The sequence below is a fragment of the Stutzerimonas kunmingensis genome, from assembly GCF_021432085.1.
In the GTDB taxonomy this organism is placed as follows: Bacteria; Pseudomonadota; Gammaproteobacteria; order Pseudomonadales; family Pseudomonadaceae; genus Stutzerimonas.
This window is the reverse complement of record NZ_CP090366.1, coordinates 4,414,684-4,441,264: the sequence shown is the minus strand read 5'-3', so window position 1 is coordinate 4,441,264 and position 26,581 is coordinate 4,414,684. Positions and strand designations below refer to the sequence as shown.

Genomic DNA, 26,581 nt, shown 5'->3' with positions numbered 1-26,581 from the left:
CATCGTGCCCACCTCAAAGCCAATCGGCCTGCGTCAATGGATATGGCGGGCCTTCGTGCGCAGCGCGCTCATCCCACTGGTGCTGGTGGAGACCGCGTTGATCGCGATCTATCTGCTGACCAACAACGCCATTCGCGACGCCCAGGTCGAGCATCTGCGCGAAACCGCGCTCAACGACCTGCAGGCGGCGGTAAGTCTTGAGTCGCGTCTGATCAGCGAGCAGCTCAGCCAGGTCAGCTCCCTGACCCAGTTGTATCGCAACCTCACCGCGCAGGCGCTGCAGGGCGTCGCGCCGGGACAGGTGCCCGAACTGGCCCTGAGCGACGAGGGCGTGCGCTACAGTCCCAGCGATGACGGCGGTGCCGCCGTGTTCTATTCCAACGCCACTGCTCCCGAGCGGCATGATCTGCAGAAGATCGCCAGGCTGCGGCAGCTGGAGCCGCTGATGAAGGAGATCGAAGCGCGCAACCCGCTGGTCGCCAGCCTCTACTTCAACAGTTGGGATAGCTTCAACCATATCTATCCGTGGTTCTTCACGCTCGATCAGTACCCGGCGGACATGGATATCCCCAAGTACAACTTCTATTACCTGGCGGACGCCAAGCACAACCCGTCGCGCGGCGTAGTGTGGACCAATGTCTACCTCGACCCGGCCGGGCACGGCTGGATGATGTCGGCGACCGCGCCGGTGTACCACGGCGATTTTCTAGAAGGCGTGGTTGGCATCGACATCACCGTCAGCGGCATCCTCGAGCAGATCGGCCAGGTGCAGGTGCCCTGGGGTGGCTACGCCATGCTGGTCAGCGATGATCTGTCGATCATGGCGCTGCCCGAACCTGGCGAAGCGGATTTCGGCCTGGCCGAGCTGACCGAGCATTCCTATCTGGATGCCATCCGCCGCGAGGTGTTCAAACCGGAGGATTTCCAGCTTGATCGCCGCCCGGAAACCGCTGAACTCGCCGCGGCAATCTCCGGGGCCAGCAGCGGCGTACAGCAGGTGATGCTTGGCGGCCGGCCGCAGCTGGTGGCCTGGACCACTGTGGCGCAGACCGGCTGGCACCTGCTGGCGGTGGTCGATGAGGCCGCGGTATTTCGCCAGACCAATGCCCTGGCGAGCCGTTATCAGCAGATCGGCTATCTGCTGATTGCCGGGTTGGTGCTGTTCTATATCGGTTTCTTCGCCCTCATGTGGCTGCGCGCACGCCAGCTCAGCGGCGCGCTGCTGACGCCCATCGCCGGCATCTCGCGGATGCTCGGCGAGATTGGCGTCGGCCGCTGGCAACCGGAGCCGGCACAGTCGCAGATTCGCGAACTGGACGAGATGTGCCGTCACACCCAGGACATCGGCAGCCGCCTGGCCTATAGCGAATCCGAGCGCTGGGAGGCGCAACGACGCCTGGAGCTGGTGCTGGAAAGCGCGACCGAAAGCCTCTGGGAATACGACATGCCCAACCACCGGCTGCGTATACGCGGCGGCATGGTGACGCGCTTCGGCCTGCCGTCGGGGCAGCTCAGCGACAGCGAGTTTCGCCGCCGTATCCACCCCGATGACTTGCCGCAGGCGCTGGCGCAGATCGAACGCGTCAGCCGCGGACTGCAGCAGCGCTATGAGGCCGAGTACCGCTTCGCCGATACCCAGGGCCACTACCACTGGTTGCTCAGCCGCGGGCGCGTGCTCGCGCATGATCCGGATACCGGCGTGGCGAAGATACTCGCCGGTACTCATGTGGATATCGACGCGCTGAAGCGGGTCGAGGAAGAACTACGCGCGGCGACCCTGCAGGCCCAGGCTGCCAGCGAAGCGAAGGGCCGGCTGCTCTCGGGTATCAGCCATGAACTGCGCACGCCGCTCAATGCGATTCTCGGCTTCGCCCAGTTGATGCGCATGGACTGCGACGATGAGAGCCAGGCCGAGGCGGCCGAGTACCTCGACGAGATCCTGCTGGCCAGCCGGCACCTCAATCAGCTGCTGGGGGAAATCCTCGAATGGTCGAGCCTGCAGAACGAGCCGGCGCAGCTCGAGCTGCAGCCGGTGAACGTCTGCGAGCTGATGCGCGAGTGCGCCGAACTGGTCTCGCTCGAGGTTCAGCAACGCGGCCTGCATCTGCAATTGCAGTTGCCGGATGAGCCACTGCAGGTGCTTGCCGAGCCGCGTCGGTTGCGCCAAGTGCTGCTCAACCTGCTGTCCAACGCGATGAAGTACAACGTCCCCGATGGCCACATCAGCCTGCGTACCGAAACCAGCCCGGGGCATGTGCGGCTGTTGGTCGAGGATACGGGATTGGGCATCGAGCCCGCGCAGCAGGCGCAGGTGTTCGAACCCTTCCAGCGGCTCGGGCGCGAGAACAGCATGATTCAGGGCACCGGCATAGGGCTGTCGCTGTGCCTGGAGTTCGCCCGCCTGATGAACGGCCAGCTGGGACTGCACAGCGAACCTGGCGTCGGCAGCCGTTTCTGGATCGAACTGCCACGCCTGGCGCCTGCTGCGCTGCAGTAGCGCGGGGTACTGGCTGGTCACGCCTTGCGCTATACTGCGCGGCTTTCGCGCGGGCGGCCAAGGTCGGTCCGCGACTGTCCAGGCCACGCTCTTTTGCGTGGTTTGTTGTTCTTGACGCGCCCGCGGGCGCCCAATGAGAGGCACGACGATGAGCGCACTGGTAGGCGTGATCATGGGCTCCAAGTCCGACTGGTCCACCCTGAGCCACACCGCCGACATGCTGGAAAAGCTGGGCATCCCCCATGAAGTGACGGTGGTGTCCGCCCATCGCACCCCGGACCTGCTCTTCCAGTACGCCGAACAGGCCGAAGCCCGCGGGTTGCGCGTGATCATCGCCGGCGCCGGCGGTGCCGCCCATCTGCCGGGCATGTGCGCCGCCAAGACGCACCTGCCGGTGCTCGGCGTGCCGGTGCAGTCCTCGATGCTCTCCGGCGTCGATTCGCTGCTGTCCATCGTGCAGATGCCGGCGGGCGTGCCGGTCGCCACCCTGGCCATCGGCAAGGCCGGCGCGATCAACGCCGCGCTGCTGTCGGCGAGCATCCTCGGTCACGAGTTTCCCGAGTATCACCAGGCACTGAAGAAATTCCGCGACGAGCAGACCCAGACCGTTCTGGACAGCCCGGACCCACGCGTCTGAGCCGACCCTGCCGGCGCGGCGACGCCCGCTGGCGGGTATAAACTTGCTTTCCTGCGCCGCGCGACGCGCGCGCTCGATCTGCCGCCTACTGAAGGGCCGTTGATATGAAAATTGGTGTGATCGGTGGCGGCCAGCTGGGCCGCATGCTGGCCCTGGCGGGCACTCCGCTGGGCATGAGCTTCGCCTTCCTCGACCCGGCACCGGATGCCTGCGCCCAGGCCCTCGGTGAGCACATCCGCGCCGACTACGACGACAAGGACCACCTGCGCCGGCTGGCCGACGAGGTGGATCTGGTGACCTTCGAGTTCGAGAGCGTACCGGCTGAAACCGTGGCCTTTCTCTCGCAGTTCGTGCCGGTCTACCCGAGCGCCGAATCGCTGCGCATCGCCCGTGATCGCTGGTTCGAGAAATCCATGTTCAAGGATCTCGGCATTCCCACCCCGGAGTTCGCCGATATCCAGTCCCAGGCCGACCTCGACGCCGCGGTGGCCAGCATCGGCCTGCCAGCCGTGCTCAAGACCCGCACCCTGGGTTACGACGGCAAGGGCCAGAAGCTGCTGCGCAAGCCGGCCGATGTGAGCAATGCCTTCGCCGAGCTGGGCAGCGTGCCGTGCATCCTCGAGGGCTTCGTGCCCTTCACCGGGGAAGTCTCGCTGATCGCCGTGCGCGGGCGTGATGGCGAAACCTGCTTCTATCCGCTGGTGCACAACAGCCACGAGAGCGGCATCTTGCGGCTGTCGGTGGCCAGTAGTAATCATCCGCTGCAGGCGCTGGCCGAGGATTATGTCGGTCGTGTGCTCAAGCAGCTCGACTACGTTGGCGTGCTGGCCTTCGAGTTCTTCGAGGTCGATGGCGGCCTGAAGGCCAACGAGATCGCCCCGCGCGTGCACAACTCCGGGCACTGGACCATCGAAGGCGCCGAGTGCAGCCAGTTCGAGAACCACCTGCGTGCCGTCGCCGGTCTGCCGCTGGGCTCGACCGCCAAGCTGGGCGAGAGCGCCATGCTCAACTTCATTGGTGAAGTTCCGCCGGTGGAAAAGGTCATCGCCATCGAGGATTGCCATCTGCATCACTACGGCAAGGCCTTCAAGGTCGGACGCAAAGTTGGCCACGCCACCCTGCGCTGCCCCGATCGCGCCACCCTCGACCGGCAGATCACCGCCGTAGAGACGCTGATCCCGCATTCCTGACGCCCGGCCGTCAGGCTTCGGCGAACGGTGACAGAGCCCTCGGGTCCGATTGGTTACCCACCTTTCCGACCTCAGGAGCTTATCCATGGGCATCATCGGCACCATCATCATCGGCCTCATCGTTGGCCTCATCGCGCGTTTCCTCAAGCCCGGCGACGACAGCATGGGCTGGATCATGACCATCCTGCTCGGTATCGGCGGCTCGCTGCTGGCGACCTATGGCGGACAGGCGCTCGGTCTGTACCAGGCGGGCGAAGGCGCAGGCTTTATCGGCGCGGTGGTCGGTGCGATCATCCTGCTGGTCATCTATGGCATGGTCACCAGCCGCAAACATTGATCCGCCGGGGGCCGCGCCCAGCGGCCCCGTTCTCTCTCATGTAGTTGCCTTATGCGCACATTCGTCCTCTCGCTGCTCTGCTGTCTCGCACTTGTTTCCCACGCCCAGGCCACGCCGCCCGAACTCGACTGGCTCGAGCTGATGCCGCCCGAGGACCGCCAGGCGCTGGAGGAAATGCCCGAAATCGACCACTCGACGCCGGAAGATGCCGGCTTCAGCGATCAGGGCGGGCTGAAGCAGGACGCCGGGCTGCCGGCGGTGATGTACTCGGCCAAGACCGTCGCCGAACTGAATGGCCGCGAGATCCGTCTGGGCGGCTATCCGGTGCCGCTGGAGAGCGACGCGCGCGGGCGCAGCACCGAATTCTTCCTGGTGCCCTATCCGGGCGCCTGCATTCACGTACCGCCGCCGCCGCCGAACCAGATCGTGCTGGTGCGCTACTCGAAGGGCATCGCCCTGGAGGACATCTACGCGCCGCTGTGGGTGGACGGTCGCCTGCAAATCGAGCCGGTCAGCAACGATCTGGCCGATGCCGCCTATGCGCTGGAAGCCGCCGCAGTCGAGCTGGTCGACGAAAGCGACTTCTGAGCCACAGGCAATGACGCTACCCACCGAGATATGTCAGGCGCTGCGCGAGCTTGCCGCACACACCGATGGCATCGATCGACCGGTCTACCAAGCATTAGAGCGTGATCCGCTGGAGCCAATCATCGGTCTTGGCGACGCCGATGCGCCGCTCTGCTTTTTCGGTCGTGACCCAGGCCGCGAGGAGGTCCGCCATGGCGAGCCCTTCATCGGCTCCGGCGGGCAGATCGTCCGCCGCGTGCTCTATCGCCACCTGCATGGCGAGCAGATGCCGGATTTCGAGGCGGGGCGGGCGCTGGGGCGGCACTACTTCTGGATCAACACCGTGCCGTACAAGCCGGTCGGCAACAAGGCCTGGTCGATGGCAGTCAAGCGCCGCTTCCATCCGCTGATGCGCCAGTTGCTGGTGGACAGCTGGCGCGGGCGGCACATCATCACCCTCGGGCGCGAGGCATTCCTCTGGTTCGGCATCGACCAGCCGCGTGAGGCGCGCCAGCGTCTGGAAGACTTCTGGCAACGTGAGGACCGCTTCACCGCCAGCCTCGACGTCGAGCTACAGGACGAGCAGGGGCAGGCCCGAACCTTCACCCTGCACCCGCTGCCGCATCCCTCGCCGTTGAACCAGACCTGGTTCAAGCGCTTCCCGGACCTGCTCGAGGCGCGCCTGCGCCAGCTCGACGAAAAACCAGCCCGTTAGTGGCCTTTGCTAAGTTCAGTTGGTCAATTTCGGCGCCCATGGCCCCGATACTGTGTTGCTGCTCCTTGCCTCTCATCCGAACTTGCCTCAACCAACCCACCGTACAGGCCGCTAGCTGCTGACCTGATTGCTGATCTGCCCGGCCTGCCAGGCAGCGACATTGCCCAGCGTGGTGCCAGCGATCGCAGCCAGCGCCTCGTCGGTGAGAAATGCCTGGTGCGCCGTGACGATGACGTTGGGAAACGACAGCAGCCGCGCCAGCACATCGTCCTGCAGCGGCAGGCCGGAGTGGTCCTCGAAGAACAGCCCGGCCTCTTCCTCGTAGACGTCCAGGCCCAGGTAGCCGAGCTGACCGCTCTTCAACGCGCCGATCAGTGCTGGCGTGTCGATCAGCGCGCCACGGCCGGTGTTGATCAGCATGGCGCGCGGCTTCATGGTCGCCAGGCTCTGCTGGTTGATCAGGTGACGGGTCTGCTCAGTCAGCGGGCAGTGCAGGCTGACGATATCGCTGCTGGCGAGCAGTTCATCGAGTGCCACGTAGCGCATGCCGAGGCGTTCCAGTTCCGGGTTGGGGTAGGGGTCGTAGAGCTGCACCTCGCAACCGAAGCCCTGCATGATCCGCGCGAACACCGCGCCGATCTGCCCGCTGCCGACCACGCCGACCCGCTTGCCGACCAGATCGAAGCCGGTCAGCCCCTGCAGCGAGAAATTGCCCTCGCGGGTACGGTTGTAGGCCCGTGGCAGGCGCCGGTTGAGTGCCAGAATCAGTGCCACGGTGTGTTCGGCCACCGCGTGCGGCGAATAGGCCGGCACCCGCACTACCGGCAGGCCGAGACGCTGGGCACAGGGCAGATCGACATGGTTGTAACCGGCCGAACGCAGCGCGATTAGCCGTGTGCCGCCAGCGGCGAGCTTTTCCAGCACGGGCGCCGACAGCACGTCATTGACGAACGGGCAGACCACCTCGGCGCCGGCGGCCAGCGCCACGGTATCGGGATCGAGGCGCGACTCGAGGAATTGGAGCTCGAAGCCATGTGCCTGATTGGCGGCCTGGAAGCTGTGGCGATCGTAGGGTTTGCTGCTGAACAGGGTGATGCGCATGTGAGCCTCGCGATAAGGGGCGACTGCCGACAGGGTGCGACAGTTGCCCGCCGCGGCCAAGTCGCTTCTGTCGCCCGATATGACCGCGAGTCGACGCGGCGGCGCGCATCAGCCCGCGCGCAGCGCCTGCCCCTTGGGCTGGAAGTACAGCGTGCTGCCGCGTCGCACGCCTACCAGGCTGGCGTGGTCATTGCCGACCTCCGCTTCGATCGGCTCGGCTTGCCCAGCGACCTTCAGCGTGACCCGGGTAAGCGCACCAAGCGGACGGATGTCGCGCACCTCGCCGGCTAGGTGCTCGGCCACCGCTTCGCGGCTCAGGGAAACCTCATGCGGGCGGAACAGCACGCTGCGCTGTTCATCCAGCTGCAGGCGATTGGCGTCGCCGAGGAAGTGGTAGACGAACTCGCTGGCGGGGTTGGCGTAGACCTCCGCCGGCGTGCCGATCTGCTCGACCACACCCTTGTTCATCACCACGATGCGGTCGGCGACCTCCATCGCTTCCTCCTGGTCATGGGTGACGAATACTGAGGTCAGGTGCACGTCTTCGTGCAGCCGTGCCAGCCAGCGGCGCAGCTCCTTGCGCACCTTGGCGTCCAGTGCGCCGAACGGCTCGTCGAGCAGCAGCACTTTCGGCTCGACCGCCAGTGCGCGCGCCAGGGCGATACGCTGTCGCTGGCCGCCGGAGAGCTGCTCCGGGTAGCGGTCGGCCAGCCAGTCGAGCTGCACGAGGCCGAGCAGTTCGCGGACTTTTTCGGCGATGACCGCTTCGCTCGGGCGTTGCTTCTTCGGCTTCATGCGCAGGCCGAAGGCCACGTTGTCAAACACGGTCATATGGCGGAACAGGGCGTAATGCTGGAAGACGAAACCGACGTTGCGGTCGCGCACATCGCGGCTGGAGACATCCTCACCATGGAACACGATGCTGCCGCTGTCCGGCGTTTCCAGCCCGGCGATGATGCGCAGCAGGCTTGTCTTGCCGCAGCCTGACGGGCCGAGCAGAGCGACCAGTTCACCGCTCTGGATATGCAGGTTGATCGCGTTCAGTGCCTGGAACTGGCCGAAACGCTTGTTGATGTTGCTGATTTCGATCGACATGGTCATTCCTCGGCGTTGGCGTGCAGGCGGGCGATACGCGATTCGCTCCACTGCTTGAGCAGCAGGATCACCAGCGCCAGGGCCAGCAGCAGGCTGGCCACGCTGAACGCGGCGACGTGGTTGTATTCGTTGTAGAGAATCTCGACGTGCAGCGGCAGGGTGTTGGTCAGCCCGCGGATATGCCCGGACACCACCGACACCGCGCCGAACTCGCCCATCGCCCGCGCGGTGCAGAGCACCACGCCGTAGATCAGGCCCCATTTGATGTTCGGCAGGGTGATGTGCCAGAACATCTGCCAGCCGCTGGCGCCGAGTAGCCGCGCGGCTTCTTCCTCGGTGCTGCCCTGTTCCTGCATCAGCGGGATCAGCTCGCGGGCGACGAAGGGCACGGTGACGAACAGCGTCGCCAGGACGATGCCCGGCACGGCGAAGACGATCTGGATATCGTGATCACTCAGCCACTCGCCTAAATAGCCCTGGGCGCCGAACAAGAGCACGTAGATCAGGCCGGCAATGACCGGGGAGACCGAGAACGGCAGGTCTATCAGGGTCACCAGCAGGCTCTTGCCGCGGAACTCGTACTTGCTCACGCACCAGGCGGCGGCGACGCCGAACACCAGATTGAGCGGCACCGAGATGCCCACGGCAAGCAGGGTGAGCTTGAGCGCCGCCAGGGCGTCGGGCTCGAAGATGGCGGTGAAAAATGTGCTGAAGCCCTGCTTCAGTGCCTCGCTGACAACGATCAGCAGGGGCAGCAAGAGGAACAGCGCGAAGACCAGCCAGGCAGCGACGATCAATAGCCGACGGCCGAGGGCGTTGCCGCGGCGCGTGGCATTGGCGGTGCTGTTTGCGGTCACCGATAGGGAAGCGGAAGTCATGTCGGTGGCCTCTTCAGGAGTGCGCGATGCGGCGCTGCAGCAGGTTGATGAATAGCAGCAGAACAAACGACACCACCAGCATCAGCACGCCGATGGCCGTGGCGCCGGCGTAGTCGTACTGGTCCAGCTTGACCATGATCAGCAGCGGCAGGATCTCGGTCTTCATCGGCATGTTGCCGGCAATGAAGATCACCGAGCCGTACTCACCGACGCCGCGGGCAAAGGCCAGGGCGAAGCCGGTCAGCCAGGCGGGCAGCAGCGCTGGCAGGAGCACATGGCGAACAACCTGCAGTGGACGCGCGCCAAGGCAGGCCGCGGCTTCTTCGACTTCCCGAGGGATATCGGCGAGCACCGGCTGGAGGGTGCGCACCACGAAGGGCAGGGTCACGAAGGTCAGTGCCAGGGTGATGCCCAGCGGGCTGTAGGCGATCTTGAAGCCCATCTGCGTGGCGAACTGGCCGACCGGTCCGTTCGGCGCGTACAGCGCAGTGAGGGCAATGCCTGCCACCGCGGTCGGAAGGGCGAAAGGCAGGTCGATCATCGCCTCGATGATCTTGCGGCCGGGGAAGCGATAGCGCACCAGCACCCAGGCCAGCAGCGTGCCGATCACGCCATTGAGCACGGCGGCAGCGAAGGCGGTGCCAAAGCTCAGCTTCAGCGCCGCCAGCACGCGCGGCGCGCTGACGATGGCGATGAACTGTGCCCACGAGAGTTCGGTGGTCTTGAGAAACAGCGCACCCAGGGGAATCAGCACCAACAGGCTGAGGTACACCAGGGTGTAGCCCAGCGTCAGCCCGAAGCCGGGTATGAGGGGGGAGGTTCGGCGGGACATGACTATTCCTTCGACAGGGCGGACAAGAATCCGCCGCGGCCACAGCGTTCCGGTTGAAGAGGTTTCGGCTGAAGCGTCACGCGCTGCGTAGGGTGGAAGTCGCTTTTTGCTTTCCACCACCGCCCTCCGAGCGGTAGCGATGGTGGATCGGTGAAGCGCGATCCACCCTACGCAATGTTTCGGCTGAAGCGTCACGAGCGCAGCTCAGGCAAGGCGAAGACCGGCGAGGGCGGCGGAGTTTACGGGCTGTAAATGAGCAGGCCCGAGCCGGTCTTCAACGCAGCATGAGCAAGCGCAGTAGCTTCATTCGGTCAGATAGATCTGGTCGAACACCCCGCCATCATTGAAGAACTTCGGCTGCGCGGCCTTCCAGCCACCAAAATCCCCGTCGATGGTGACCAGCTTTAGCGCCGGGAACTGATCCTTGAATTCGGCTGCCACGGCCTCGTTGCGTGGCCGGTAGAAGTTCTTCGCAGCGATGCGCTGGCCTTCCTCGCTGTACAGGTAGTTCAGGTAGGCCTCGGCGACTTCACGGGTGCCCTTGCGCTCGACGTTCTTGTCCACCACGGCCACCGGCGGCTCGGCGAGGATCGACAGCGACGGCGCGATGATCTCGAAGTCTTCACCGCCCTGTTCCTTCAGGGCCAGAAAGGCCTCGTTCTCCCAGGCCAGCAGCACGTCGCCGATGCCATTGTTGACGAAGGTGACGGTCGAGCCGCGGGCGCCGGTGTCCAGTACGGGCACGTTCTTGTACAGCGTCCCGACGAATTCCTGTGCTTGTTTCTCAGTGCCGTATTTCTGCTGCGCATAGGCCCAGGCGGCGAGGAAATTCCAGCGTGCGCCGCCGGAGGTCTTCGGGTTCGGCGTGATCACCTCGACGCCCGGCTTGACCAGGTCGTCCCAGTCCTTGATGCCCTTCGGATTGCCCTTGCGCACTAGGAACACGATGGTCGAGGTATAGGGCGTGCTGGCGTCCGGCAGGCGGGTCTGCCAATCCTCGGGGATCAGTTTGCCGAGGCGATGCAGCTCGTCGATATCGCCCGCCAGTGCCAGGGTCACCACATCGGCGCGCAGACCATCAATGACGGCACGGGCCTGCTTGCCGGAGCCGCCATGGGACTGCTGGACCTTGATCGGCTCATGGCCCCGGGCCTGCCAGTGCTTGTTGAAGGCGTTGTTGAATTCCACATAGAGCTCGCGCGTCGGATCGTAGGACACGTTGAGCAGGGTATCGGCGGCCAGTGCGGGGCCGGCGAACAGCGCGCTCGCCAGGGCGGCGAGGGCGAAGCGACGAATGGACATGGTGCAGCTCCTGAAAAAACTAATTTGTATGTGTTGGCGCATCAGGGGCGGTCGCTGAAATCACGCTGGAAGACAGGCAGGGCGAGGCAGAAGCAGCCTGGCGGGTTGCAACCTGGTCTAGCTGTGTCAGGCGGTTTTCAGTGACTCGATTAGCTCCGCATTCGCGGACGACAGCTGCAGTACCGGTGCGTGTTCATGGTCTCGGCTCGTTTCATGGTCACGCCCTCCGGTGGTCCAGTCGGGCTGATGGATGGGGTAGTTGGGGGTCAGGCGTTCTTGCCGGTCGGCTGCAGGCGGAACTTCTCCTTGCGCTCGATCTGCACGACCTGGCCGTTGTGCACGGTGATTTCAACCGAGCCGAACTTGAGGCCGCTCAGGGCACTGTTGATCTCGCGCAGGATGCTGGCTTCGTCCTGCCCCTCGAGGTTGCGAATGGTCGCGGTCATTGCTGTTCTCCGTGAAAGCCTTTCGTGACAACCGGAACGGCCGTAGCCAGCAAGGCGTGGAGCGGATCATAGGTGTGGGCGAAATATTCTTAAAAATATTGTTTAAGAACATTTATAGATCTTTATGGAATAACAAGAAGATTCTTTATCAGGTGGCCTAATATTCTTAAAAAGAATAAATAAATAATCCTTTATTCTTTTTAAGCGAATCGATCTGCTGCCTAGACTGGCCGCCATGAATCACAGGAGGCGCCGATATGCGCAGCATCCGTTATCTGATCGTGCCGGGCTGGCATGGCTCGCCCGATGAGCATTGGCAGAGCCATTGGCAACGCACCCTGCCGGGCAGCGCCCGAGTGGAGCAGCAGGACTGGCTCCTTCCGCGTCGCGAAGACTGGGTCGCCGAGCTGCAGCGCAGCATTGCCGCTCATGATGAACCGGTCATTCTGGTGGCGCACAGCCTGGGCTGCATCACGGTTGCGCACTGGGCGGCGCAGGCGCCTGCGCCGCTGCTGCAACGGGTGCGCGGCGCCCTGCTGGTGGCACCCGCGGATGTCGCACGCAGCGGCTGCCCGGAACCCTTGCGCAACTTCGCGCCGATCCCCCGCCAGCCTTTGCCATTCGCCAGCCTGCTGATCGGCTCGGACAACGACACTGCCGCCAGTGCCGCGCGTGCCGTCGAGATGGGCCACGCCTGGGGCAGCGAGACCACGATCCTGGCCGGCGCCGGGCATATCAACGTGGCCTCCGGGCATCGGCGCTGGGAGCAGGGCTTCGCCAGCCTGTACCGCTTGCAGAGCCGGATCGAGCGACAGGCGCAACGGCGCGCCTGAGTCGCTATCAACTAACGCAGCAACCCACGCAAGATAGGAGAATGAAGATGAGCATCCGCCTCGGCGACATCGCCCCCGATTTCGAACAGGATTCCAGCGAAGGCCGCATCCGCTTCCACGAGTGGCTGGGTGACAGCTGGGGTGTGCTGTTCTCGCACCCGGCCGACTTCACCCCGGTGTGCACCACCGAACTGGGCTTCACCGCCAAGCTGAAGGACGAGTTCGCCAAGCGCAACGTCAAGGCCATCGCCCTGTCCGTAGACCCGGTGGATTCGCACATCAAGTGGATCGACGATATCAACGAGACGCAGAACACCCGCGTCAACTTCCCGATCCTGGCTGATGCCGACCGCAAGGTCTCCGAGCTGTACGACCTGATTCATCCCAATGCCAACGACACCCTGACGGTGCGCTCGTTGTTCGTCATCGACCCGAACAAGAAGGTGCGGCTGACCATCACCTACCCGGCGAGCACCGGGCGCAACTTCCACGAGATCCTGCGGGTGATCGATTCGTTGCAGCTCACCGACAACCACAAGGTCGCGACCCCGGCCAACTGGCAGGACGGCGACGAGGTGGTGATCGTGCCCTCGCTCAAGGACGAAGAGGAGATCAAGCAGCGCTTTCCCAAGGGCTATCGCGCGGTCAAGCCGTACCTGCGCCTGACGCCGCAACCTAACCGCTGATCCAGAAGGGCCCTGCATGGGCGCCGCGAAAGCCCCCTTGGTGTAGCTGCAGCGAGCTGACGATTGGTACGGCAGGAACGTCTTTAATCCTGCTTCGCGGTAGCCAATCGGCTGGGTGGGCTAAAGGCCGCCCTACGAATGAGGGGCCTGCCCATTTCGAGGCTTCGGGAACACAGCTGTTGGGTGGGGCTTTAGCCCACCTTCGTGGCAACAGACAATGGGTGGGCTGAAGCTCGATCTACGCAGTGAGGGCTCTGCCTGCTCAGCGCCCCGGCAAAACAATCGCTCCCCGTTCTTGAAAGCGGCTGAAGTACAGAACGCGATGAGCGACATCTTGAAAGTACGGAGCAAACCACGACGTTCAATTCAATTGAGCAAAGCTTGGCAATCTGGGCCGTGCTGGTCTCGCTCCGGGCAGCTCGGCAAGGCGTGCTGGTCTCCGGGTGCTGTCCAAACATTTGCCGGCACCCTGCGCCTTGATCCGTACGCGACTGCACCACGTTACACGGCTAACCATATGCGAAGACCCAATTACACAACGCCATCGGCCCTCAGTATCGAGCGAATCCCGCGCAGTGCCTGGCGTATGCGGCTCTGGTTTTCGATCAGCGCGAAGCGGACGTGATCATCGCCATACTCGCCAAAACCGATCCCGGGAGAAACCGCGACTTTGGCTTCTGTCATCAATTTCTTGGCGAACTCCAGCGAGCCCAGATGCTGGTATTGCTCGGGGATTTTTGCCCAGACGTACATGGTTGCCTTGGGTTGCTCGACCATCCAGCCGATGGCTCGCAATCCTGAAACCAGTACATCTCGGCGGACTTGGTAGGTTTCAGCGATCTCTTTCACGCAGCCCTGGTCACCCTCCAGTGCGGCTATTGCGGCAACCTGAAGCGGGGTGAACATGCCGTAGTCGTGGTAGCTCTTGATTCGCGCAAGCGCGTTGACGAGTTCGGCATTGCCCACCATGAAACCAACGCGCCATCCGGCCATGTTGTAGCTTTTCGACAGCGTGAAGAACTCGACTGCTACATCCTTGGCTCCAGGTACCTGCATGATCGAGGGGGCTTGCCAGCCATCGAACACGATGTCCGCGTAGGCGAGGTCATGCACGACCAAGATGCCGTATTGCTTGGCGAGCGCGATCACCCGCTCGAAGAAATCGAGTTCGACGCATTGCGCCGTCGGGTTCGACGGAAAGCCAAAGATCATCATCTTCGGTGTCGGAATGGACTCACGAATGGCCCGCTCCAGCTCGATGAAAAAGTCCACGCCTGACACAAGTGGAACGGAGCGAACTTGAGCGCCGGCGATCACCGCACCGTAGATATGGATCGGATAGCTTGGATTGGGCACTAGCACCGTGTCTCCGGCGTCCAGCGTCGCGAGCATCAAGTGCGCCAGCCCTTCCTTGGAGCCGATCGTCACGATTGCCTCGGTTTCCGGATCAATCTCCACGTTGTATCTGCTCTGGTACCACTGGGTGATCGTGCGGCGCAGCCGGGGAATGCCTTTTGAACTCGAATACCCGTGCGTGTCGTCCCGCTGAGCGACCTCACAGAGCTTTGCCACGATATGTGGCGGCGTCGCGCCGTCTGGGTTGCCCATAGCGAGATCGACGATGTCCTCCCCTCTGCGTCTCGCTTCGAGCTTCAGCTCTGCGGTTACGTTGAAAACATATGCAGGTAGACGGTCAATTCGGCTGAACGCCATTTTGGATGGCGGGGTGGCGGACTGGTTGTTATTGGACATTTGGATCTCGAGAATGAAGGCGGATATCCGAGCGGGAACGCGTGTGGCCAGTTGTTTTGCTAGCGGCTGGATTCCGGCCCACCCAGACGCTTGGCCCAGGACTCAACGGTGCTGGTCCTGATGCGATTTGCCACAATCTTCTGCCAGGAGGGCGGCAATCGAAGCGACTGCAAACGCACTAGTGCGTCCAGGTCCATCGTGTTGATGTAGAGGAGTTGCAGCACGCTGCGCAGTGGCCACTCGGGGTGTGGGCGATCGAGTAGGTTCAGCGTCGCGCCGGCTTCGATGACGCCCGGATCAAGCACTCGGTAGTACCAGCCAACTTTGCCGCTACGCTGCATTTCGAGTGCTGCGCCCTTGGTGCCAAGCCGATCATCGAGCTTCCAGCAGGGCTGGCGAGTCTGCGAAACCTCCAGCACTGTGGTTCCGCACGAGAGGATGTCGCCCATGCAGATGTTTTCTTCGGTTAGCCCTATGGTCGATAGGTTTTCGCCAAAGGCGCCGGGAGCGCTTAGTAGCGGCCGATCACCGAACGTTTGCCTCCAGTGGTGATAATGCTCGTACGGGTAGTGGTGGACGGCCTTGTCCGGCCCGCCATGCACACGCCTATCACCTTGCTCGTCACCTTCGAGCCCCTCAAACCCGACCCTGACCGACCCTGTGCGCGGTCTTTTATCGATTCCACTGAAGGTCTCGGGCCGCGTGAATGGCACAGCTGTTCCGGTCATGATGGTTTGAATCTTCCCGAGTAGCATCTATGCGGCTCCGTCAGTTCCTATCCAGCCAGGACGCGAACACCGTCTGCGCGGCCGCGAGCAGTTCGTCGGCGCATGCCTGCGCCTGCTCTCTGAGCACTCGTGGGTCGAGCTTGATGCTGTCGAGCTCACCTGCGTGGCCGACCAGCCAATGCTCAATACGCTGCGGATTGGCCTCAAGGTGGAATTGCAGGGCGAGAACCGAGTTGCCTACGGAAAACGCCTGGTTCGGGCAGGTGTCGGTTGCTGCCAGGCGCGTCGCTCCCTCTGGGATTTCGAACTGATCGCCATGCCAGTGCAGTACCGGCACGCCGCTACTCAAGGGCTCAAGGCAGGACTGCAGACCTTCGTCCGTGAGCGATATCGGCGCAAAGCCGATCTCTTTTCTCCCCATGGGGCCGACGTTGCTGCCCAGTGCCCGTGCTATCAGCTGAGCGCCAAGGCAAACTCCCAGTATTTTCTTGCCGCACTGGAGGCGTTGTTCGACGAATGAGAGGACGGGCTTCAGGAATGGGTACTTCGCTTCGTCGAAAGCCCCGATTGGGCCGCCGAGAACGATGACCAGATCGTGGGCTGACGGATCGAGGCCGGCAAACGAGTCGAGGTTCGCGTCTAGTGTTTCGATCTGGTATCGGCGTCCATCAAGAATCTGCTGCAGCGAGCCGAGATCTTCGAAAGCAAGAAAGCGAATGACAAGGGCGGTTTGCATTTATGTACCAATACAATACAATGAATGTATGAATACAATAGCTAGCGGATCGACCGCTGTCGAGATCGCTGAGTCGATCGAACAGCAAATTCGTGCGGGTTTTTACCGGGATGGCGCCCTGCTGCCTGCCGTCAGAGCTCTCGCACAGCAGCTTCAAGTCAGCCCAAACACTGTGGCGGCGGCCTACAAGCTGCTGCGTGATGCCGCCCTGATAGTTACCGACGGACGGCGCGGAACGCGTGTGGCAGGCGAGATGCCCACGGCCGAAACGCAAACCACCATTCCTGAGGGTTTGCGAGACATGGCCTCGGGAAATATCGATGGGGCTACGCTGCCCGCCATTGAGGCGGGCTGGCTCACCGAGAGCCAGTCCGGCTATGACGTGCAAAGCAATGATCCACAGCTGCTTGATGTTGCAGGCCAGTGGTTGGCTGAGCAGGGGGTTCCGTGTCAGCAGCTGGGCATTTACTCGGGAGCGCTCGATGCCGTAGAGCGGGCGCTTCGCCTGCGTTGCCGGCCAGGAAACAAGGTAATCGTGGAAGATCCTTGCTGGCCGCCAGCGCTGGCATTACTGGCGAGCCTGCGGCTCAAGGCGGTTCCCGTCCCCGTAGACGAAGAGGGCGCGATGGTCCCCTCTACTGAAATCCTTCGCTCGGCGGCGGCGGTCATCTTGACGCCGCGTGCGCATAACCCCACCGGGTTTTGCATAAGCGAGCGTCGATGGGAAGAGTGGCTCGACAACCTTGCAGATGCGCCCGATACGCTGCTCATTCTTGACGATCATTGGGGGCCGCTCAGCGCTGCCGAACCCTTGAACTTCAGTCGTGAGCCTCTTAGTTGGGTCTACGTTGTATCGGTCAGCAAATTCCTGGGGCCTGACCTGCGCGTTTCGGTGGTCACAGGCACGCCCAGCGTGCTCAAGAGCATGCACCACCAGCAGACCCTCGGCCCCCGGTGGGTCAGCCTGTTGCTACAAAGGCTTGCAGGACGCCTCTGGCAAAAGATGCTCGATAGCAGTCGCCTATCGGCAGTGGGGGCTGAGTATTTGCAACGGCGTTCGGCTCTGGTCCGGGGGCTGAACGACTTAGGCGTAGCCGTGCCCACTCAGGGGGAGGGCTTGCATGTGTGGTTGCCTGTCTCGGACGAGACCTCTGTGGTCCAGACGCTGGCATCGCTGGGCTGGGCCATCCAGGCGGGATCGCCGTTCAGGCTGGAAAGCCCGGCGGCTGTACGGATCAGTATCGGCAACCTGAACCCTATCAGCGTGCCGGCTTTGGCGCGCGATGTTGCTCATGCATTGAAGCAGCGTCGCCGAACGGTTAACTGAACGAGTGCAGCAAATCACCTGGGGCGCTGGGTCATTGCATGCAGAGGCTCAAGTCTTCGGCGAAACGGGCCGCCTGGTTCGCGTCCATCGTCGAGGTAGTGATACGGATGCCGCGCACCTGCTCTTGCACGGTGAAGCCCGTGCCGCTGCGCACGACCCAGCCTCGCTGGGCCAGATGGAGAATGATCGGCTCGACATCTTCATCAAGCGGCACCCAGACGTTGAGCCCATCACACGGATGTCCGGCCCGTACACCATGGGTACTCAGTGCGGCGATCAGAAGATCGCGGCGATGCTTGTAGTCCGCTCGAGCGCGTTCGATTTGCGCTCCGACCAGTGGCGAGGTCAGGCAGGTATGAGCGATATCTTGCAGAAGGTGACTCACCCAGGTTGTGCCTGAAGCCAGCCGCAATCGAAGCCGCTGTGATGTTTCCCGATCGCTGCCGATAGCAGCGAGTCGCAGATCCGGGCCAAGCGCTTTGGATACGGACCTGATCAGCGCCCAGCGTCGGCTGGATGCGGGGATGACCTGCTGGTATTTCGCTTCGGATAACAGTGCGAAGTGATCGTCCACGAGCACTAAAACCTGAGGGTGTCGTTCAAGCACGGCGCGTATTTGTGCAGCCCGCTCAGCGCTCAAACTCGAGCCGGTAGGGTTGTGAGCGCGGGGGGTGATCAGCACCGCCTGCACGCCCTTCGCCAAGGCAGCATCAAGCCCGTCGGCTTGCATCCCTTGCTCGTCGACAGGCACGCCGACCGCTTGCAGGCCAGCAATGCGCAGCGTGTTGATACTGCTGATGAAACAAGGGCTCTCGACCGCAACCTTGTCGCCGGATACAAGATAGGCGGCCAGCAGGCGCTCGACAGCGTCCACAGCTCCGTGGGCCAGGTCGATCTCTGGAGGCGAGGGGCAATCGTCGGCCAACCATCGATAGGCCACGTCCTGAAAGCCCGGATCAACCGGTGCGTCGCCATAGAGTCGCAGGCGCGGTTGCCGCTGTGCCAGTGCGAGCGCCGGGTCGGGTAGCCACATCGGATTCGGGTTACCGCTCGACAAGTCGGTCAGTCGAGAATGACCGATACCGCCTTCCTGCTCACCGGGCCCGACTGTTTCGCAAATAACCGTGCCCAGGCGACCTCGGGTCTCGGCAACGCCTGCCGCGACCAGGCGCTTATATGCAGCGGCGACGGTATTGCGATTGACCCCAAGCTCCGATGCCAGTTGGCGAACGGGCGGCAATGTCTGGCCGGGACTCAGCTGTTGCGCCTGCACCTGGCTTCGTATCGTTTCAAAGATGTCGTTTGCGGTCTTGCTTATAATTTTCATATTGTCCTATGACAATGTTTACTTGGGCACAGGACAATCTTACACTTTGCCAAAGCGGTTGCTACCTCAGGTAGCAATCGATCCACGCAGCTAGAACTGCGAACCGCTTCAGCCGTGGATCACCAGCAGGCTGCAATGGAGTATGTGTTTGATGGCTGTCAGCATCGATTTCGCCGGCGTGTCGGGTCCAGAGCCGCTTCCACTGGACGTGATTTCGATCCAATCGCAGGTTGTCTACGGATGGGTTGGCAACAGCATCGCCGTGCCCGTACTGAATGCCGGCGGTCTCTCCGTGGGGGCCATACCCACCGTCTTGCTCAGCAATACCCCTCACTACTCCACCTGCCATGGCGGTGCGCTTCCGACTAGCTGGTTCGCTGGCTACCTCAAAGATCTGGAAGCCCGGGACGCGCTGCGCTCGGTAAGAACCGTGCTGGTGGGCTATCTGGGCAGCACAACACAGGCGGCGGTGCTTGCGCGTTGGCTGGGCACGGTACTGGAGAGGTACCCCGACATACGGGTTCAGTTGGACCCCGTTCTTGGTGATGATGACTGCGGCATGTATGTAGAGCCGGCCATGGTCAGTGCCTTTCAGACTCATTTGCTTCGGTTCGCCCATGGCCTGACACCCAATGCATTCGAGCTGGCTCGGCTATCCGGCCGCCGTGTCGAGACCGTTGAACAGGTTATCGATGCCGCACGCAGCCTGCTGATCGGGCGTACCCAGTGGGTCGTCGTCACCAGTGCCGCTCAACATGAGTGGCCAAGCGAACGTATGTACGTGGTGGTGGTGACGAACGAGTCTGCAGAGGTGATCGAGCACGAGCGAGTCAGCGTATCGCCCAAGGGCACCGGCGATTTCTTCAGTGCAGCTCTGGCCGCCGCATTGCTGCGGGGGTTGGAGCTTACCCACGCCGTCAAGTTTGCCAGCCGCCAAGTCATTGACTCCCTTGCTCTTACACGCCAAAGCAATTCGGCTGAGCTGCGCTTGCCAGCATTTGGCACCTCTCTCTTCGCCAAGGAATGACTCCATGCCCGTCTATCGTCTGAACATTCGCCGTGATCAAAAGCATCTAGGTCATTTTGAGTCCGATGCGCCATGGGCCTTGGAGGCCGTACAAGACATCGCTCAACGTCTGCCTGCGGCCGAGGGCTATTGCATCGAGATGCAGGTATCCGATGGCGAACGCCGCTACCTGGAGGTCGGGCCCAGCGGAATCCGAGTACTGGGTACGGAGCGCAGCTTCCGGCCCGTAACGCAGCGTTCAGCGCTTCTCTCGCCAGTGGAGTGACGGGGCATGGACGATCAAAGCTCTCATCTGATGAATGCTTATGCCAGGCAGCCGGTTTACTTCACTCACGGGAAGGGCGCCCGCCTCTGGGACACATACGGGCGCGAATACCTCGATGCCATCGCGGGAGTTGCCGTAACCAATCTCGGTCACTCTCACCCTGAGATAACCGCCGCCATTGCCGATCAGGCGGGTCGTTTGATGCATACCTCGAATCTGTTCGGCATCGAGTGGCAGGACTCGCTCGGTTCGAGGCTTTGTGCGATCTCTGGAATGCGTCGGGCTTTTTTTTGCAATTCAGGCGCGGAAGCAAACGAGACCGCATTGAAGCTGGCTCGCTTGCACGCAACCCGCCGAGGCGAAGCCCAGCCGGTCGTGTTGGTCATGGAGAACAGTTTTCACGGTCGTACACTTGCAACGTTGGCTGCAACCGGTAACCCAAGCGTACATCGGGGCTTCGAGCCACTTATGCCAGGGTTCATGCGGGTGCCCTACGCAGACATCGACGCTGTCCGGGCATTCGCATCGCAGTTGCCCAATATCGTCGCTGTCCTGGTTGAGGCCGTTCAAGGCGAGAGTGGCGTACGCATCGCGCCAACGCACTATATGCGGGCTCTGCGAGACCTTTGCACGACGAACGATTGGCTGTTTATGGTCGATGAGGTGCAGACGGGGTTCGGGCGGACGGGGGCATGGTTTGGCTACCAGCATGCGGGAGTGCTGCCGGACGTGATCACCTTGGCCAAGGGCCTTGGCAACGGCTATCCAATCGGTGCGTGTTTAGCCAGAGGCGTCGCGGCGGATCTCTTTTCGCCTGGTCACCACGGTTCGACCTTTGGCGGAAACCCAATGGCTTGTCGAATCGGCTGCACCGTGGTCGATGTGATGGAGCGAGATGGTGTACCGCAACATGCGAGGGTCATGGGGCAGCGCCTGGAAGGCGCTCTTCGGCAAGGGCTCGCGGGGTGCGAAGGCGTTGTAGCGATTCGCGCACTCGGCCTAATGGTAGGCATCGAACTGGATCGCCCATGCACCGAGCTTCTGACCTGCGCATTGAAAGATGAAGCCCTGCTGATCAGTGTCTCGCGGGAGCGGACGATCCGCCTGCTGCCGCCGTTGATCTGCTCCGAAGCGGAGATCGATGAAATAGCCGCCCGCCTGTCTCGCCTGGTTTGGCAGTGGTCGCGGCGCTGCGTCAGCCAGTGCGTAAGGGATGCGGTGTGAGCAAGCTTGCTCCGCATCGCCGGATCCTCGCCGGCGTCCTGTGCCAGGGCGCTATGAGGCAACGCAGCCTGGCCCGCCGCCGAAGCTCGATACAAGGAGCTGCGCTTGCCTACGGCGCTGAAAGCGCATGTTAGATGTCGCCGGTCCGGGGTCCCCGGCCGAGCTGCCGATGAGTGCGGTCGGCTGGCTGAGCCTGCTTACCGTTGGCCAACAGCGTTTTCCGGCGGACAAATGCCGCGTATCTGTCTCCGCTACACCCCTCAGCCCCTCGTCTGATGCGGATCGGCGCTGCGCGGGTAGGTACGCTCCTCCTGGATGGTGCCGTCCTGCTTGTGAATCTTCACCGAGGCCGTTTTGCCTTCGAGGAAGGTTGCGGTCACCTGCAGCATCTCGTCCTTGGTCGCAGCGGTCTTCGAGGCGCGGGTCGCCCCCTGCTTGCGCAGTTCCCAGCCGTTATCGGTGGCGTTGATGTGGTAGTTGTCCATGCGTGCCTCCTCTGACGTGATGCAGGTTTAGAGGGGCGTCGGCCGGGGCGGTTCGCCGAGTCGCGCACTGGCGGCGTGCAGGCTGATAGCCTGTGCGGCCAGCCCTCGCGGAGCATCTCATGCACACGCACGCCCGATTGCGCGCCATCATCACGGCTGACCCGCTGCGCATGCGGGTGCTCGATCTTGTGAAGGCGCTCGCCCTGCCGGATTGCTGGGTGGCTGCAGGTTTCGTGCGCAGTGCGGTGTGGGATCACCTGCATGGGCGTGACAGCAGCCCGCTGCCTGCGGATATCGATGTTATCTGGTTCGACCCCGACCGGCCCGACAAGGCGCTGGATACCGGGCTCGAGGCGGCACTGCGGCGCTCGGACGGCTCGCTCAACTGGTCGGTGAAGAACCAGGCCCGCATGCACCTGCACAACGCGGATCAGCCCTACCGGTCGGCAGTGGACGCGATGACCCACTGGCCCGAAACGGCCACTGCAGTCGGGGTGAGGCTGGGAGCGCTGGAAGAGATCGAGGTGGCGGCCCCGCTGGGGCTGGACGATCTGTTCGATCTGATCGTCCGACCCACGGCGGCCTTTCGTGCCGGCAAGCGACAGGTCTATCTGGAGCGCCTGGCCGCGAAGGGCTGGTCTGAAACCTGGCCAGGCCTGCGGATTCGGCAGGACTGACCGGCAGCGCCGTTCTGCGGGCTAGATAAACGCCTGCCGCGCTACGCCACGAGGCAGGCGATTGCGCCCCGGCAGTTGCTCCAGGCGCTTCTGCCATTCGGCGCGTGCGGACAGGACGGAAGCCGGCTTCGCTGTCGTTGCGGGCGCAGCCGGGACGGCCTTTACCGGCGCTGCGGGCGCACTCGCTGCAGTTTTCGCTGCCGCTGCGGGGGCCGTCGTTGCCGTCTTCGCCACGGCTGCGGGTGCACCCGCCGTGATCTTCGCCGCCTTCGCGGCAGCCCTCAGTTCGGCGAGGCTCGGTGTCTTGCGTACAGGCTCGCTCACAGCCTTTTCCACGCTGCGCAGGCACAGCTTGCAGGAAACCTGAGCGGCATCGCCGGAACTGTTGAGGCTTGAGCCGGTGCGCCCGCATGCGACATTCCCATTGGGCGCGGAATAGTGAATCACCACCGTACTGTCTCCTGAATTTCGGGGCGCGGGATTCTACACGCTCGGTCCAACCAGGCAATGCCGGTGGCAGAAACTCAGGGGGCAGCCGTCCGTGCGCCGACGCCAGCCGGTTGCAGCGCGTCGATGCCCGGTGAGGTCATGCCGACGAGGTTGGGCATGTCCGTACGGATGATTTCGGCGAACAGGCGCAGCTTGGCGGGATAGCTGCGCGCGTGCGGGTAGATGAGGTAGACGGGCAGGGGAGCGGCTCGCCACTGCGGCACGAGCTGGATCAGCCGGCCTTCTTCGATGTCCTGCGCTACCACCCAGGCGGAGCTGACGCACGCGCCAAGCCCTGCCAGCGCCGCACTGCGCAGGGCGTAGAGGCTGTCCGTGCTCATGCGTGGCTGGATCGCGAAGCGATGCGAGCGCCCGTCCGCCTGGCAGGTCAGTACGACCTCGTCGGTGTAGTAGGTCCGCAGGGCCAACCAGGGCAGACGCTGGAGTTGCTCGGTGGTACTCGGCAGAGGGCCGTCGCCAGCCAGCGACGGATGGGTCACCACAATGCGCGGGACTTCGCCGAGGCGGATGGCAACGACGGACGGGTCCTCGATGACGCCCACCTGGATGGCGCAATCGATTCCCTCGGCCGTGAAGTTGGGCGAGCGATCATGCAATACCCATTCGACGCTGACGTTCGGGTAGCGCGACAGGTACTTGCCGAGCGGAGCGATCAGCTGGTCCTGGCCTGCTGCTGGGCATTCTGCTCTCGCGGGTCATGAGCGGCCTGATCGCCGAGCAATTCGGCTGGCGTGCCGTTTATGCGCTCGCGGCTGGCTCGATTGGCTTGATCTGGCTCGCCGCCTGGCGCGGGTTGCCACGGTTCTCCCCGACTACGTCGCTGGGCTACGGCGCCTTGCTCGGCTCCATGCTCAAACTCTGGTCGCTACATCCGTCCCTGCGCCGCGCGGCCGTTTCCCAGGGCCTGTTGTCCGTTGCCTTCAGTGCATTCTGGTCGACGCTCGCCGTTATGCTGCATGCGGATTTCGGACTCGGTAGCGCCGCGGCCGGCGCGTTTGGCCTTGCAGGTGCCGCTGGCGCACTCGCCGCACCCTTGGCCGGTCGCCTGGCCGATCGCCGCGGACCGGAGGGCGTGACACGCCTGGGCGCGGCCCTGACTGCCGCATCCTTCGCTGTCCTCGGCTTGGTCGGAGTGGTGCCGCCGGAGATCCAGTTGGGCGTGATTGTGGTGGCCGCCATTGGCTTCGATTTCGGCATCCAGGCGACCTTGGTCGCTCATCAGACCATCGTCTACGGCATCGACCCGCCGGCGCGCAGTCGCTTGAATGCTGTGCTGTTCACCGGTGTTTTCCTAGGGATGGCGACCGGCGCGGGGCTGGGCAGCCTGGCGCTTGGACAATGGGGCTGGAATGGCGTGGTCGTGCTGGCGACCCTGGCATCCATAGGCGCACTGGCGGCGCGTCTTGTACGACGGGTTGCACCTTGACCGCCACCGAGCTCGGCCGATGCCACGAGATGCGCGCCGCTACGTGCATCTGCGGCATCTCCTCACAAGCTGCTCGGCTGAATTGGTCGCCGGAGTATTGCGAGCTCAGCCTAAAACGAAAAAGGCCCGCATTTCTGCGAGCCTTCAATCGTGGTGCCGGCACCAGGAGTCGAACCCGGGACCTACTGATTACAAGTCCGCGCTGCGCTCCAGGTGCGACGCGGAAAAGGCGCTGATCCCTTTGTTTTCAGATATATATGACAATATGCGTTGGCCATTTTGCTATCGGGTGTGGACGTTATGTGGACGCTCGACATGCCGCCTCATTTCACGCCACAACAAAACCTTTCACAACGTGCAATTGCCTCTCACCCGCTGAACCCCGCGCACCTGCTGGGCTGAGCCTGTCCTTTCACCACTCACTCCGGTTGCATAAAAAACACACGCAAAGCCCGTCGGCGGGAGGGGGATAAGTGCGTTTTGGCGCTGGGTTTTCGGGGCGGGGGGATTTTTCGGACGCGGTGATACCAGGCGGTTGCGGTTCCGCTCCCGCCCGGGTGCGCCTTCGGTTATCGCCTTCGTTGAACCCAGTACTCACGTCGCTGCCAGTAGCTCCCGCCACCCGGCAAGGGCACGCAGATTGGCTGGACGACCAGTTCATATTCAACCTCGGCGGGTTTGTGTTTCGTCTCGTTCTGCTGAGTCATGGCTACCTCCGATAGCGCTGGGATGATTCAGAGGCGATGCTACCGGGGCGGATGGGCGGGATTTCTTCGGGGTTTCCGAATACCGCAACACGATGATCCGCAGGGCTAGATGGCGTTCGCGGCCTGTAATTTGCCGGGTGCCAATAATGCGCATAGACGGAGGGGGAGAGAGCGATGCTGAAGGTGAGCTATCGGGAGCCTGAGCAGGAGCTGCAGCAGCAGATCCTAGTGGAGGCGCCGCCAGTGGTATCAGAGGCGGTTGCGTTGCTGTGGATACTGCAGAGCATGGAGAGCAGGGGAGATGCGGTGAACGCTGACTGGACAGCCGATCTGGCAACGCTACGAAAGCAGATCGCTGCAGTAGGGGTGACAGACGTAACGTGGGAAGTCGTCTAGGCCAGAAAGACAAAGGGCGCCTTTCGGCGCCCTCATTCCATCAGTTTCGTGGCTCTTCTTTCGGTCCAGCTAGGATGCTCTGGATATAGCTAATCACAGCCCCACCGAACGCGCTGCTGAACAGCATTTTGTCAATCGACTGGATATCTGTATCAGACAACCATCGGCACATACTCGGTCCAGCTAGATGCCAGAAGCGAATCGTTAGCAGAATACCCAAGAGCACCGCTCCGACACGCAACGCGTAGATAACGATGCGATGAACTTCCCGCCGCACATGCTTAGGGGTAGCGCCCTCGAGCATTTCCTGCTCTTTCGTAGCCTGACTGTCAGGAACCACTGGTGGCGGGTTTGCCCCGATGGCGGAAAAGTCTTCAGGCATTCTGCTTGGAGGCCTGAATTTTTTCGCGGTAGTGCCGCTCGATCAGTTCGTTGGAAATAATCGGCTGTGCATAGCTATTCCCGTCGCAATCTCTCCAGGTAATGTCCCATGGCGTGTTGCGCTGGTGGGTCATCGCGGAGAGCTGAAGGCCGTCGTAACGAGAATAGGTTTTCCAAACGTGCTCGAGCAACGCCAAAGAGTTCTCGTCAGGCGCAGGGTTGGCCTGGTCACCGATAATCCCATAGCCATCGATAAAACCTGTCACGTTGTTTCGGCCGTAGCGTCGGATGTTTCGATACAGCTCCGGGATCACTGGCCCATATCGCCACGCTTGTACGCCGTCATCGATGAGGTTCTTGTGGAAATAGCCCCGATGCCAGCCGTGCGCGATGTAAACGAGCTTGATCAGCTTCATAGGGGTCAGAGAAACCCCTTCGTTGAAGGACTTCTGAATAAAGTAGTTTGCTACAGCTTCGGACGAAGCCATGTGCCTAAC

28 protein-coding genes and 1 pseudogene are annotated in these 26,581 nt (G+C 62.7%); 15 read left to right on the top strand and 14 right to left on the bottom strand.

Features of this window, described 5'->3' with window-relative positions; genetic code table 11:
* Positions 1-4 precede the first annotated feature (4 nt).
* From LW136_RS21285 to LW136_RS21260, 6 genes are all read left to right on the top strand, one after another.
* Positions 5-2,497 (top strand): sensor histidine kinase, encoded by a 2,493-nt coding sequence (locus tag LW136_RS21285; protein ID WP_234174090.1) that lies wholly within the window; start codon positions 5-7, stop codon positions 2,495-2,497.
* A gap of 148 nt (positions 2,498-2,645) precedes the next feature.
* Positions 2,646-3,134 (top strand): 5-(carboxyamino)imidazole ribonucleotide mutase, encoded by a 489-nt coding sequence (purE, locus tag LW136_RS21280; protein WP_014822018.1) that lies wholly within the window; start codon positions 2,646-2,648, stop codon positions 3,132-3,134.
* 104 nt (positions 3,135-3,238) lie between these two features.
* Complete coding sequence (locus LW136_RS21275; protein ID WP_090522701.1) at positions 3,239-4,324, top strand: 5-(carboxyamino)imidazole ribonucleotide synthase; 1,086 nt, start codon at positions 3,239-3,241, stop codon at positions 4,322-4,324.
* A gap of 85 nt (positions 4,325-4,409) precedes the next feature.
* Positions 4,410-4,661, top strand: a complete 252-nt coding sequence (locus LW136_RS21270; protein ID WP_003297756.1) for a GlsB/YeaQ/YmgE family stress response membrane protein — start codon at positions 4,410-4,412, stop codon at positions 4,659-4,661.
* A gap of 51 nt (positions 4,662-4,712) precedes the next feature.
* Entirely contained in the window at positions 4,713-5,249 is a 537-nt protein-coding gene (locus tag LW136_RS21265) for a DUF3299 domain-containing protein (RefSeq protein ID WP_234174088.1), read from the top strand.
* A gap of 10 nt (positions 5,250-5,259) precedes the next feature.
* Entirely contained in the window at positions 5,260-5,943 is a 684-nt protein-coding gene (locus LW136_RS21260) for a uracil-DNA glycosylase family protein (RefSeq protein WP_234174087.1), read from the top strand.
* A 111-nt stretch (positions 5,944-6,054) separates the two neighbouring features.
* Here LW136_RS21260 and LW136_RS21255 read toward each other — a convergent pair whose 3' ends face one another.
* The 6 genes from LW136_RS21255 to oscA form a co-directional block, all read right to left on the bottom strand.
* On the bottom strand, positions 6,055-7,044 hold the full coding sequence (locus tag LW136_RS21255; RefSeq protein WP_234174085.1) for a 2-hydroxyacid dehydrogenase: 990 nt from the start codon (positions 7,042-7,044) through the stop codon (positions 6,055-6,057).
* 108 nt (positions 7,045-7,152) lie between these two features.
* Entirely contained in the window at positions 7,153-8,139 is a 987-nt protein-coding gene (locus LW136_RS21250) for a sulfate/molybdate ABC transporter ATP-binding protein (protein ID WP_125898545.1), read from the bottom strand.
* 2 nt (positions 8,140-8,141) lie between these two features.
* Positions 8,142-9,017: a sulfate ABC transporter permease subunit CysW gene (gene cysW, locus LW136_RS21245; RefSeq protein ID WP_234174084.1), complete on the bottom strand. Its 876-nt coding sequence runs from the start codon at positions 9,015-9,017 to the stop codon at positions 8,142-8,144.
* 13 nt (positions 9,018-9,030) lie between these two features.
* Entirely contained in the window at positions 9,031-9,849 is an 819-nt protein-coding gene (cysT, locus tag LW136_RS21240; RefSeq protein ID WP_234174083.1) for a sulfate ABC transporter permease subunit CysT, read from the bottom strand.
* Between the two features lie 303 nt (positions 9,850-10,152).
* The gene (locus LW136_RS21235) at positions 10,153-11,151 is read right to left on the bottom strand and encodes a sulfate ABC transporter substrate-binding protein (protein WP_234174082.1); all 999 of its coding nucleotides are present in this window, start codon (positions 11,149-11,151) and stop codon (positions 10,153-10,155) included.
* A 266-nt stretch (positions 11,152-11,417) separates the two neighbouring features.
* Positions 11,418-11,597, bottom strand: a complete 180-nt coding sequence (gene oscA, locus LW136_RS21230; protein ID WP_003284024.1) for a sulfur starvation response protein OscA — start codon at positions 11,595-11,597, stop codon at positions 11,418-11,420.
* 257 nt (positions 11,598-11,854) lie between these two features.
* On the opposite strand from oscA, the gene LW136_RS21225 reads away from it, so the two are divergent.
* Both LW136_RS21225 and LW136_RS21220 read left to right on the top strand, forming a co-directional pair.
* Complete coding sequence (locus LW136_RS21225) at positions 11,855-12,430, top strand: RBBP9/YdeN family alpha/beta hydrolase (protein WP_181122016.1); 576 nt, start codon at positions 11,855-11,857, stop codon at positions 12,428-12,430.
* Between the two features lie 47 nt (positions 12,431-12,477).
* Positions 12,478-13,116 (top strand): peroxiredoxin, encoded by a 639-nt coding sequence (locus tag LW136_RS21220; protein ID WP_003284022.1) that lies wholly within the window; start codon positions 12,478-12,480, stop codon positions 13,114-13,116.
* Between the two features lie 531 nt (positions 13,117-13,647).
* Here LW136_RS21220 and alaC read toward each other — a convergent pair.
* Genes alaC through LW136_RS21205 form a run of 3 tightly spaced genes read right to left on the bottom strand, consistent with a single transcriptional unit; the run spans position 13,648 to position 16,332 of the window.
* Positions 13,648-14,868: an alanine transaminase gene (gene alaC, locus LW136_RS21215; RefSeq protein WP_234174080.1), complete on the bottom strand. Its 1,221-nt coding sequence runs from the start codon at positions 14,866-14,868 to the stop codon at positions 13,648-13,650.
* A 59-nt stretch (positions 14,869-14,927) separates the two neighbouring features.
* Positions 14,928-15,623: an MOSC domain-containing protein gene (locus LW136_RS21210; protein ID WP_234174078.1), complete on the bottom strand. Its 696-nt coding sequence runs from the start codon at positions 15,621-15,623 to the stop codon at positions 14,928-14,930.
* A 13-nt stretch (positions 15,624-15,636) separates the two neighbouring features.
* On the bottom strand, positions 15,637-16,332 hold the full coding sequence (locus LW136_RS21205; protein WP_234174077.1) for a glutamine amidotransferase: 696 nt from the start codon (positions 16,330-16,332) through the stop codon (positions 15,637-15,639).
* Positions 16,333-16,360: 28 nt separating this feature from the next.
* On the opposite strand from LW136_RS21205, the gene LW136_RS21200 reads away from it, so the two are divergent.
* Positions 16,361-17,659, top strand: a complete 1,299-nt coding sequence (locus LW136_RS21200; protein ID WP_234174075.1) for an aminotransferase class I/II-fold pyridoxal phosphate-dependent enzyme — start codon at positions 16,361-16,363, stop codon at positions 17,657-17,659.
* Between the two features lie 31 nt (positions 17,660-17,690).
* Here LW136_RS21200 and ptsJ read toward each other — a convergent pair whose 3' ends face one another.
* On the bottom strand, positions 17,691-18,986 hold the full coding sequence (gene ptsJ / locus LW136_RS21195; RefSeq protein ID WP_234174067.1) for a MocR-like B6 salvage transcription factor PtsJ: 1,296 nt from the start codon (positions 18,984-18,986) through the stop codon (positions 17,691-17,693).
* Positions 18,987-19,137: 151 nt separating this feature from the next.
* Here ptsJ and pdxK point away from each other — a divergent pair, with 151 nt between their 5' ends.
* The 3 genes from pdxK to LW136_RS21180 are packed head-to-tail and all read left to right on the top strand — an operon-like array spanning position 19,138 to position 21,502.
* The gene (pdxK, locus tag LW136_RS21190) at positions 19,138-20,013 is read left to right on the top strand and encodes a pyridoxine/pyridoxal/pyridoxamine kinase (RefSeq protein ID WP_234174066.1); all 876 of its coding nucleotides are present in this window, start codon (positions 19,138-19,140) and stop codon (positions 20,011-20,013) included.
* Between the two features lie 4 nt (positions 20,014-20,017).
* Entirely contained in the window at positions 20,018-20,278 is a 261-nt protein-coding gene (locus tag LW136_RS21185) for a hypothetical protein (protein WP_042923736.1), read from the top strand.
* Positions 20,279-20,284: 6 nt separating this feature from the next.
* A complete protein-coding gene (locus tag LW136_RS21180) occupies positions 20,285-21,502 on the top strand; it encodes an aspartate aminotransferase family protein (RefSeq protein ID WP_234174064.1) in 1,218 nt (405 codons plus the stop codon).
* 260 nt (positions 21,503-21,762) lie between these two features.
* Here LW136_RS21180 and LW136_RS21175 read toward each other — a convergent pair whose 3' ends face one another.
* Positions 21,763-21,987 carry a DUF2188 domain-containing protein gene (locus LW136_RS21175; RefSeq protein WP_042923741.1) on the bottom strand — a complete coding sequence of 75 codons (225 nt, stop codon included), beginning with the start codon at positions 21,985-21,987 and terminating at the stop codon, positions 21,763-21,765.
* A 119-nt stretch (positions 21,988-22,106) separates the two neighbouring features.
* Between LW136_RS21175 and LW136_RS21170 the strand changes: the two genes are divergently transcribed.
* On the top strand, positions 22,107-22,664 hold the full coding sequence (locus LW136_RS21170) for a nucleotidyltransferase family protein (protein ID WP_102833431.1): 558 nt from the start codon (positions 22,107-22,109) through the stop codon (positions 22,662-22,664).
* Positions 22,665-22,685: 21 nt separating this feature from the next.
* On the opposite strand, the gene LW136_RS21165 is transcribed toward LW136_RS21170, so the two are convergent.
* Positions 22,686-23,114 (bottom strand): hypothetical protein, encoded by a 429-nt coding sequence (locus tag LW136_RS21165; RefSeq protein ID WP_125898552.1) that lies wholly within the window; start codon positions 23,112-23,114, stop codon positions 22,686-22,688.
* A 74-nt stretch (positions 23,115-23,188) separates the two neighbouring features.
* Complete coding sequence (locus tag LW136_RS21160) at positions 23,189-23,806, bottom strand: substrate binding domain-containing protein (protein ID WP_234175296.1); 618 nt, start codon at positions 23,804-23,806, stop codon at positions 23,189-23,191.
* 32 nt (positions 23,807-23,838) lie between these two features.
* On the opposite strand from LW136_RS21160, the pseudogene LW136_RS21155 reads away from it, so the two are divergent.
* Positions 23,839-24,600, top strand: a pseudogene (locus tag LW136_RS21155) (MFS transporter); the annotation flags it as partial.
* Positions 24,601-25,481: 881 nt separating this feature from the next.
* Complete coding sequence (locus tag LW136_RS21150) at positions 25,482-25,703, top strand: hypothetical protein (protein ID WP_234174061.1); 222 nt, start codon at positions 25,482-25,484, stop codon at positions 25,701-25,703.
* A 374-nt stretch (positions 25,704-26,077) separates the two neighbouring features.
* Here LW136_RS21150 and LW136_RS21145 read toward each other — a convergent pair whose 3' ends face one another.
* Positions 26,078-26,572 (bottom strand): Panacea domain-containing protein, encoded by a 495-nt coding sequence (locus LW136_RS21145; protein ID WP_234174060.1) that lies wholly within the window; start codon positions 26,570-26,572, stop codon positions 26,078-26,080.
* Between the last annotated feature and the right edge of the window lie 9 nt (positions 26,573-26,581).

What these genes read in the sequence shown, in the direction of transcription:
- purE (WP_014822018.1), top strand. Translation starts at nt 2,646, where the DNA reads ATGAGCGCACTGGTAGGCGTGATCATGGGCTCCAAGTCCGACTGGTCC.
- LW136_RS21275 (WP_090522701.1), top strand. Translation starts at nt 3,239, where the DNA reads ATGAAAATTGGTGTGATCGGTGGCGGCCAGCTGGGCCGCATGCTGGCC.
- LW136_RS21270 (WP_003297756.1), top strand. Translation starts at nt 4,410, where the DNA reads ATGGGCATCATCGGCACCATCATCATCGGCCTCATCGTTGGCCTCATC.
- LW136_RS21265 (WP_234174088.1), top strand. Translation starts at nt 4,713, where the DNA reads ATGCGCACATTCGTCCTCTCGCTGCTCTGCTGTCTCGCACTTGTTTCC.
- LW136_RS21260 (WP_234174087.1), top strand. Translation starts at nt 5,260, where the DNA reads ATGACGCTACCCACCGAGATATGTCAGGCGCTGCGCGAGCTTGCCGCA.
- LW136_RS21255 (WP_234174085.1), bottom strand. Translation starts at nt 7,044, where the DNA reads ATGCGCATCACCCTGTTCAGCAGCAAACCCTACGATCGCCACAGCTTC.
- LW136_RS21250 (WP_125898545.1), bottom strand. Translation starts at nt 8,139, where the DNA reads ATGTCGATCGAAATCAGCAACATCAACAAGCGTTTCGGCCAGTTCCAG.
- cysW (WP_234174084.1), bottom strand. Translation starts at nt 9,017, where the DNA reads ATGACTTCCGCTTCCCTATCGGTGACCGCAAACAGCACCGCCAATGCC.
- cysT (WP_234174083.1), bottom strand. Translation starts at nt 9,849, where the DNA reads ATGTCCCGCCGAACCTCCCCCCTCATACCCGGCTTCGGGCTGACGCTG.
- LW136_RS21235 (WP_234174082.1), bottom strand. Translation starts at nt 11,151, where the DNA reads ATGTCCATTCGTCGCTTCGCCCTCGCCGCCCTGGCGAGCGCGCTGTTC.
- oscA (WP_003284024.1), bottom strand. Translation starts at nt 11,597, where the DNA reads ATGACCGCGACCATTCGCAACCTCGAGGGGCAGGACGAAGCCAGCATC.
- LW136_RS21225 (WP_181122016.1), top strand. Translation starts at nt 11,855, where the DNA reads ATGCGCAGCATCCGTTATCTGATCGTGCCGGGCTGGCATGGCTCGCCC.
- LW136_RS21220 (WP_003284022.1), top strand. Translation starts at nt 12,478, where the DNA reads ATGAGCATCCGCCTCGGCGACATCGCCCCCGATTTCGAACAGGATTCC.
- alaC (WP_234174080.1), bottom strand. Translation starts at nt 14,868, where the DNA reads ATGTCCAATAACAACCAGTCCGCCACCCCGCCATCCAAAATGGCGTTC.
- LW136_RS21210 (WP_234174078.1), bottom strand. Translation starts at nt 15,623, where the DNA reads ATGCTACTCGGGAAGATTCAAACCATCATGACCGGAACAGCTGTGCCA.
- LW136_RS21205 (WP_234174077.1), bottom strand. Translation starts at nt 16,332, where the DNA reads ATGCAAACCGCCCTTGTCATTCGCTTTCTTGCTTTCGAAGATCTCGGC.
- LW136_RS21200 (WP_234174075.1), top strand. Translation starts at nt 16,361, where the DNA reads ATGAATACAATAGCTAGCGGATCGACCGCTGTCGAGATCGCTGAGTCG.
- ptsJ (WP_234174067.1), bottom strand. Translation starts at nt 18,986, where the DNA reads ATGAAAATTATAAGCAAGACCGCAAACGACATCTTTGAAACGATACGA.
- pdxK (WP_234174066.1), top strand. Translation starts at nt 19,138, where the DNA reads ATGGCTGTCAGCATCGATTTCGCCGGCGTGTCGGGTCCAGAGCCGCTT.
- LW136_RS21185 (WP_042923736.1), top strand. Translation starts at nt 20,018, where the DNA reads ATGCCCGTCTATCGTCTGAACATTCGCCGTGATCAAAAGCATCTAGGT.
- LW136_RS21180 (WP_234174064.1), top strand. Translation starts at nt 20,285, where the DNA reads ATGGACGATCAAAGCTCTCATCTGATGAATGCTTATGCCAGGCAGCCG.
- LW136_RS21175 (WP_042923741.1), bottom strand. Translation starts at nt 21,987, where the DNA reads ATGGACAACTACCACATCAACGCCACCGATAACGGCTGGGAACTGCGC.
- LW136_RS21170 (WP_102833431.1), top strand. Translation starts at nt 22,107, where the DNA reads ATGCACACGCACGCCCGATTGCGCGCCATCATCACGGCTGACCCGCTG.
- LW136_RS21150 (WP_234174061.1), top strand. Translation starts at nt 25,482, where the DNA reads ATGCTGAAGGTGAGCTATCGGGAGCCTGAGCAGGAGCTGCAGCAGCAG.
- LW136_RS21145 (WP_234174060.1), bottom strand. Translation starts at nt 26,572, where the DNA reads ATGGCTTCGTCCGAAGCTGTAGCAAACTACTTTATTCAGAAGTCCTTC.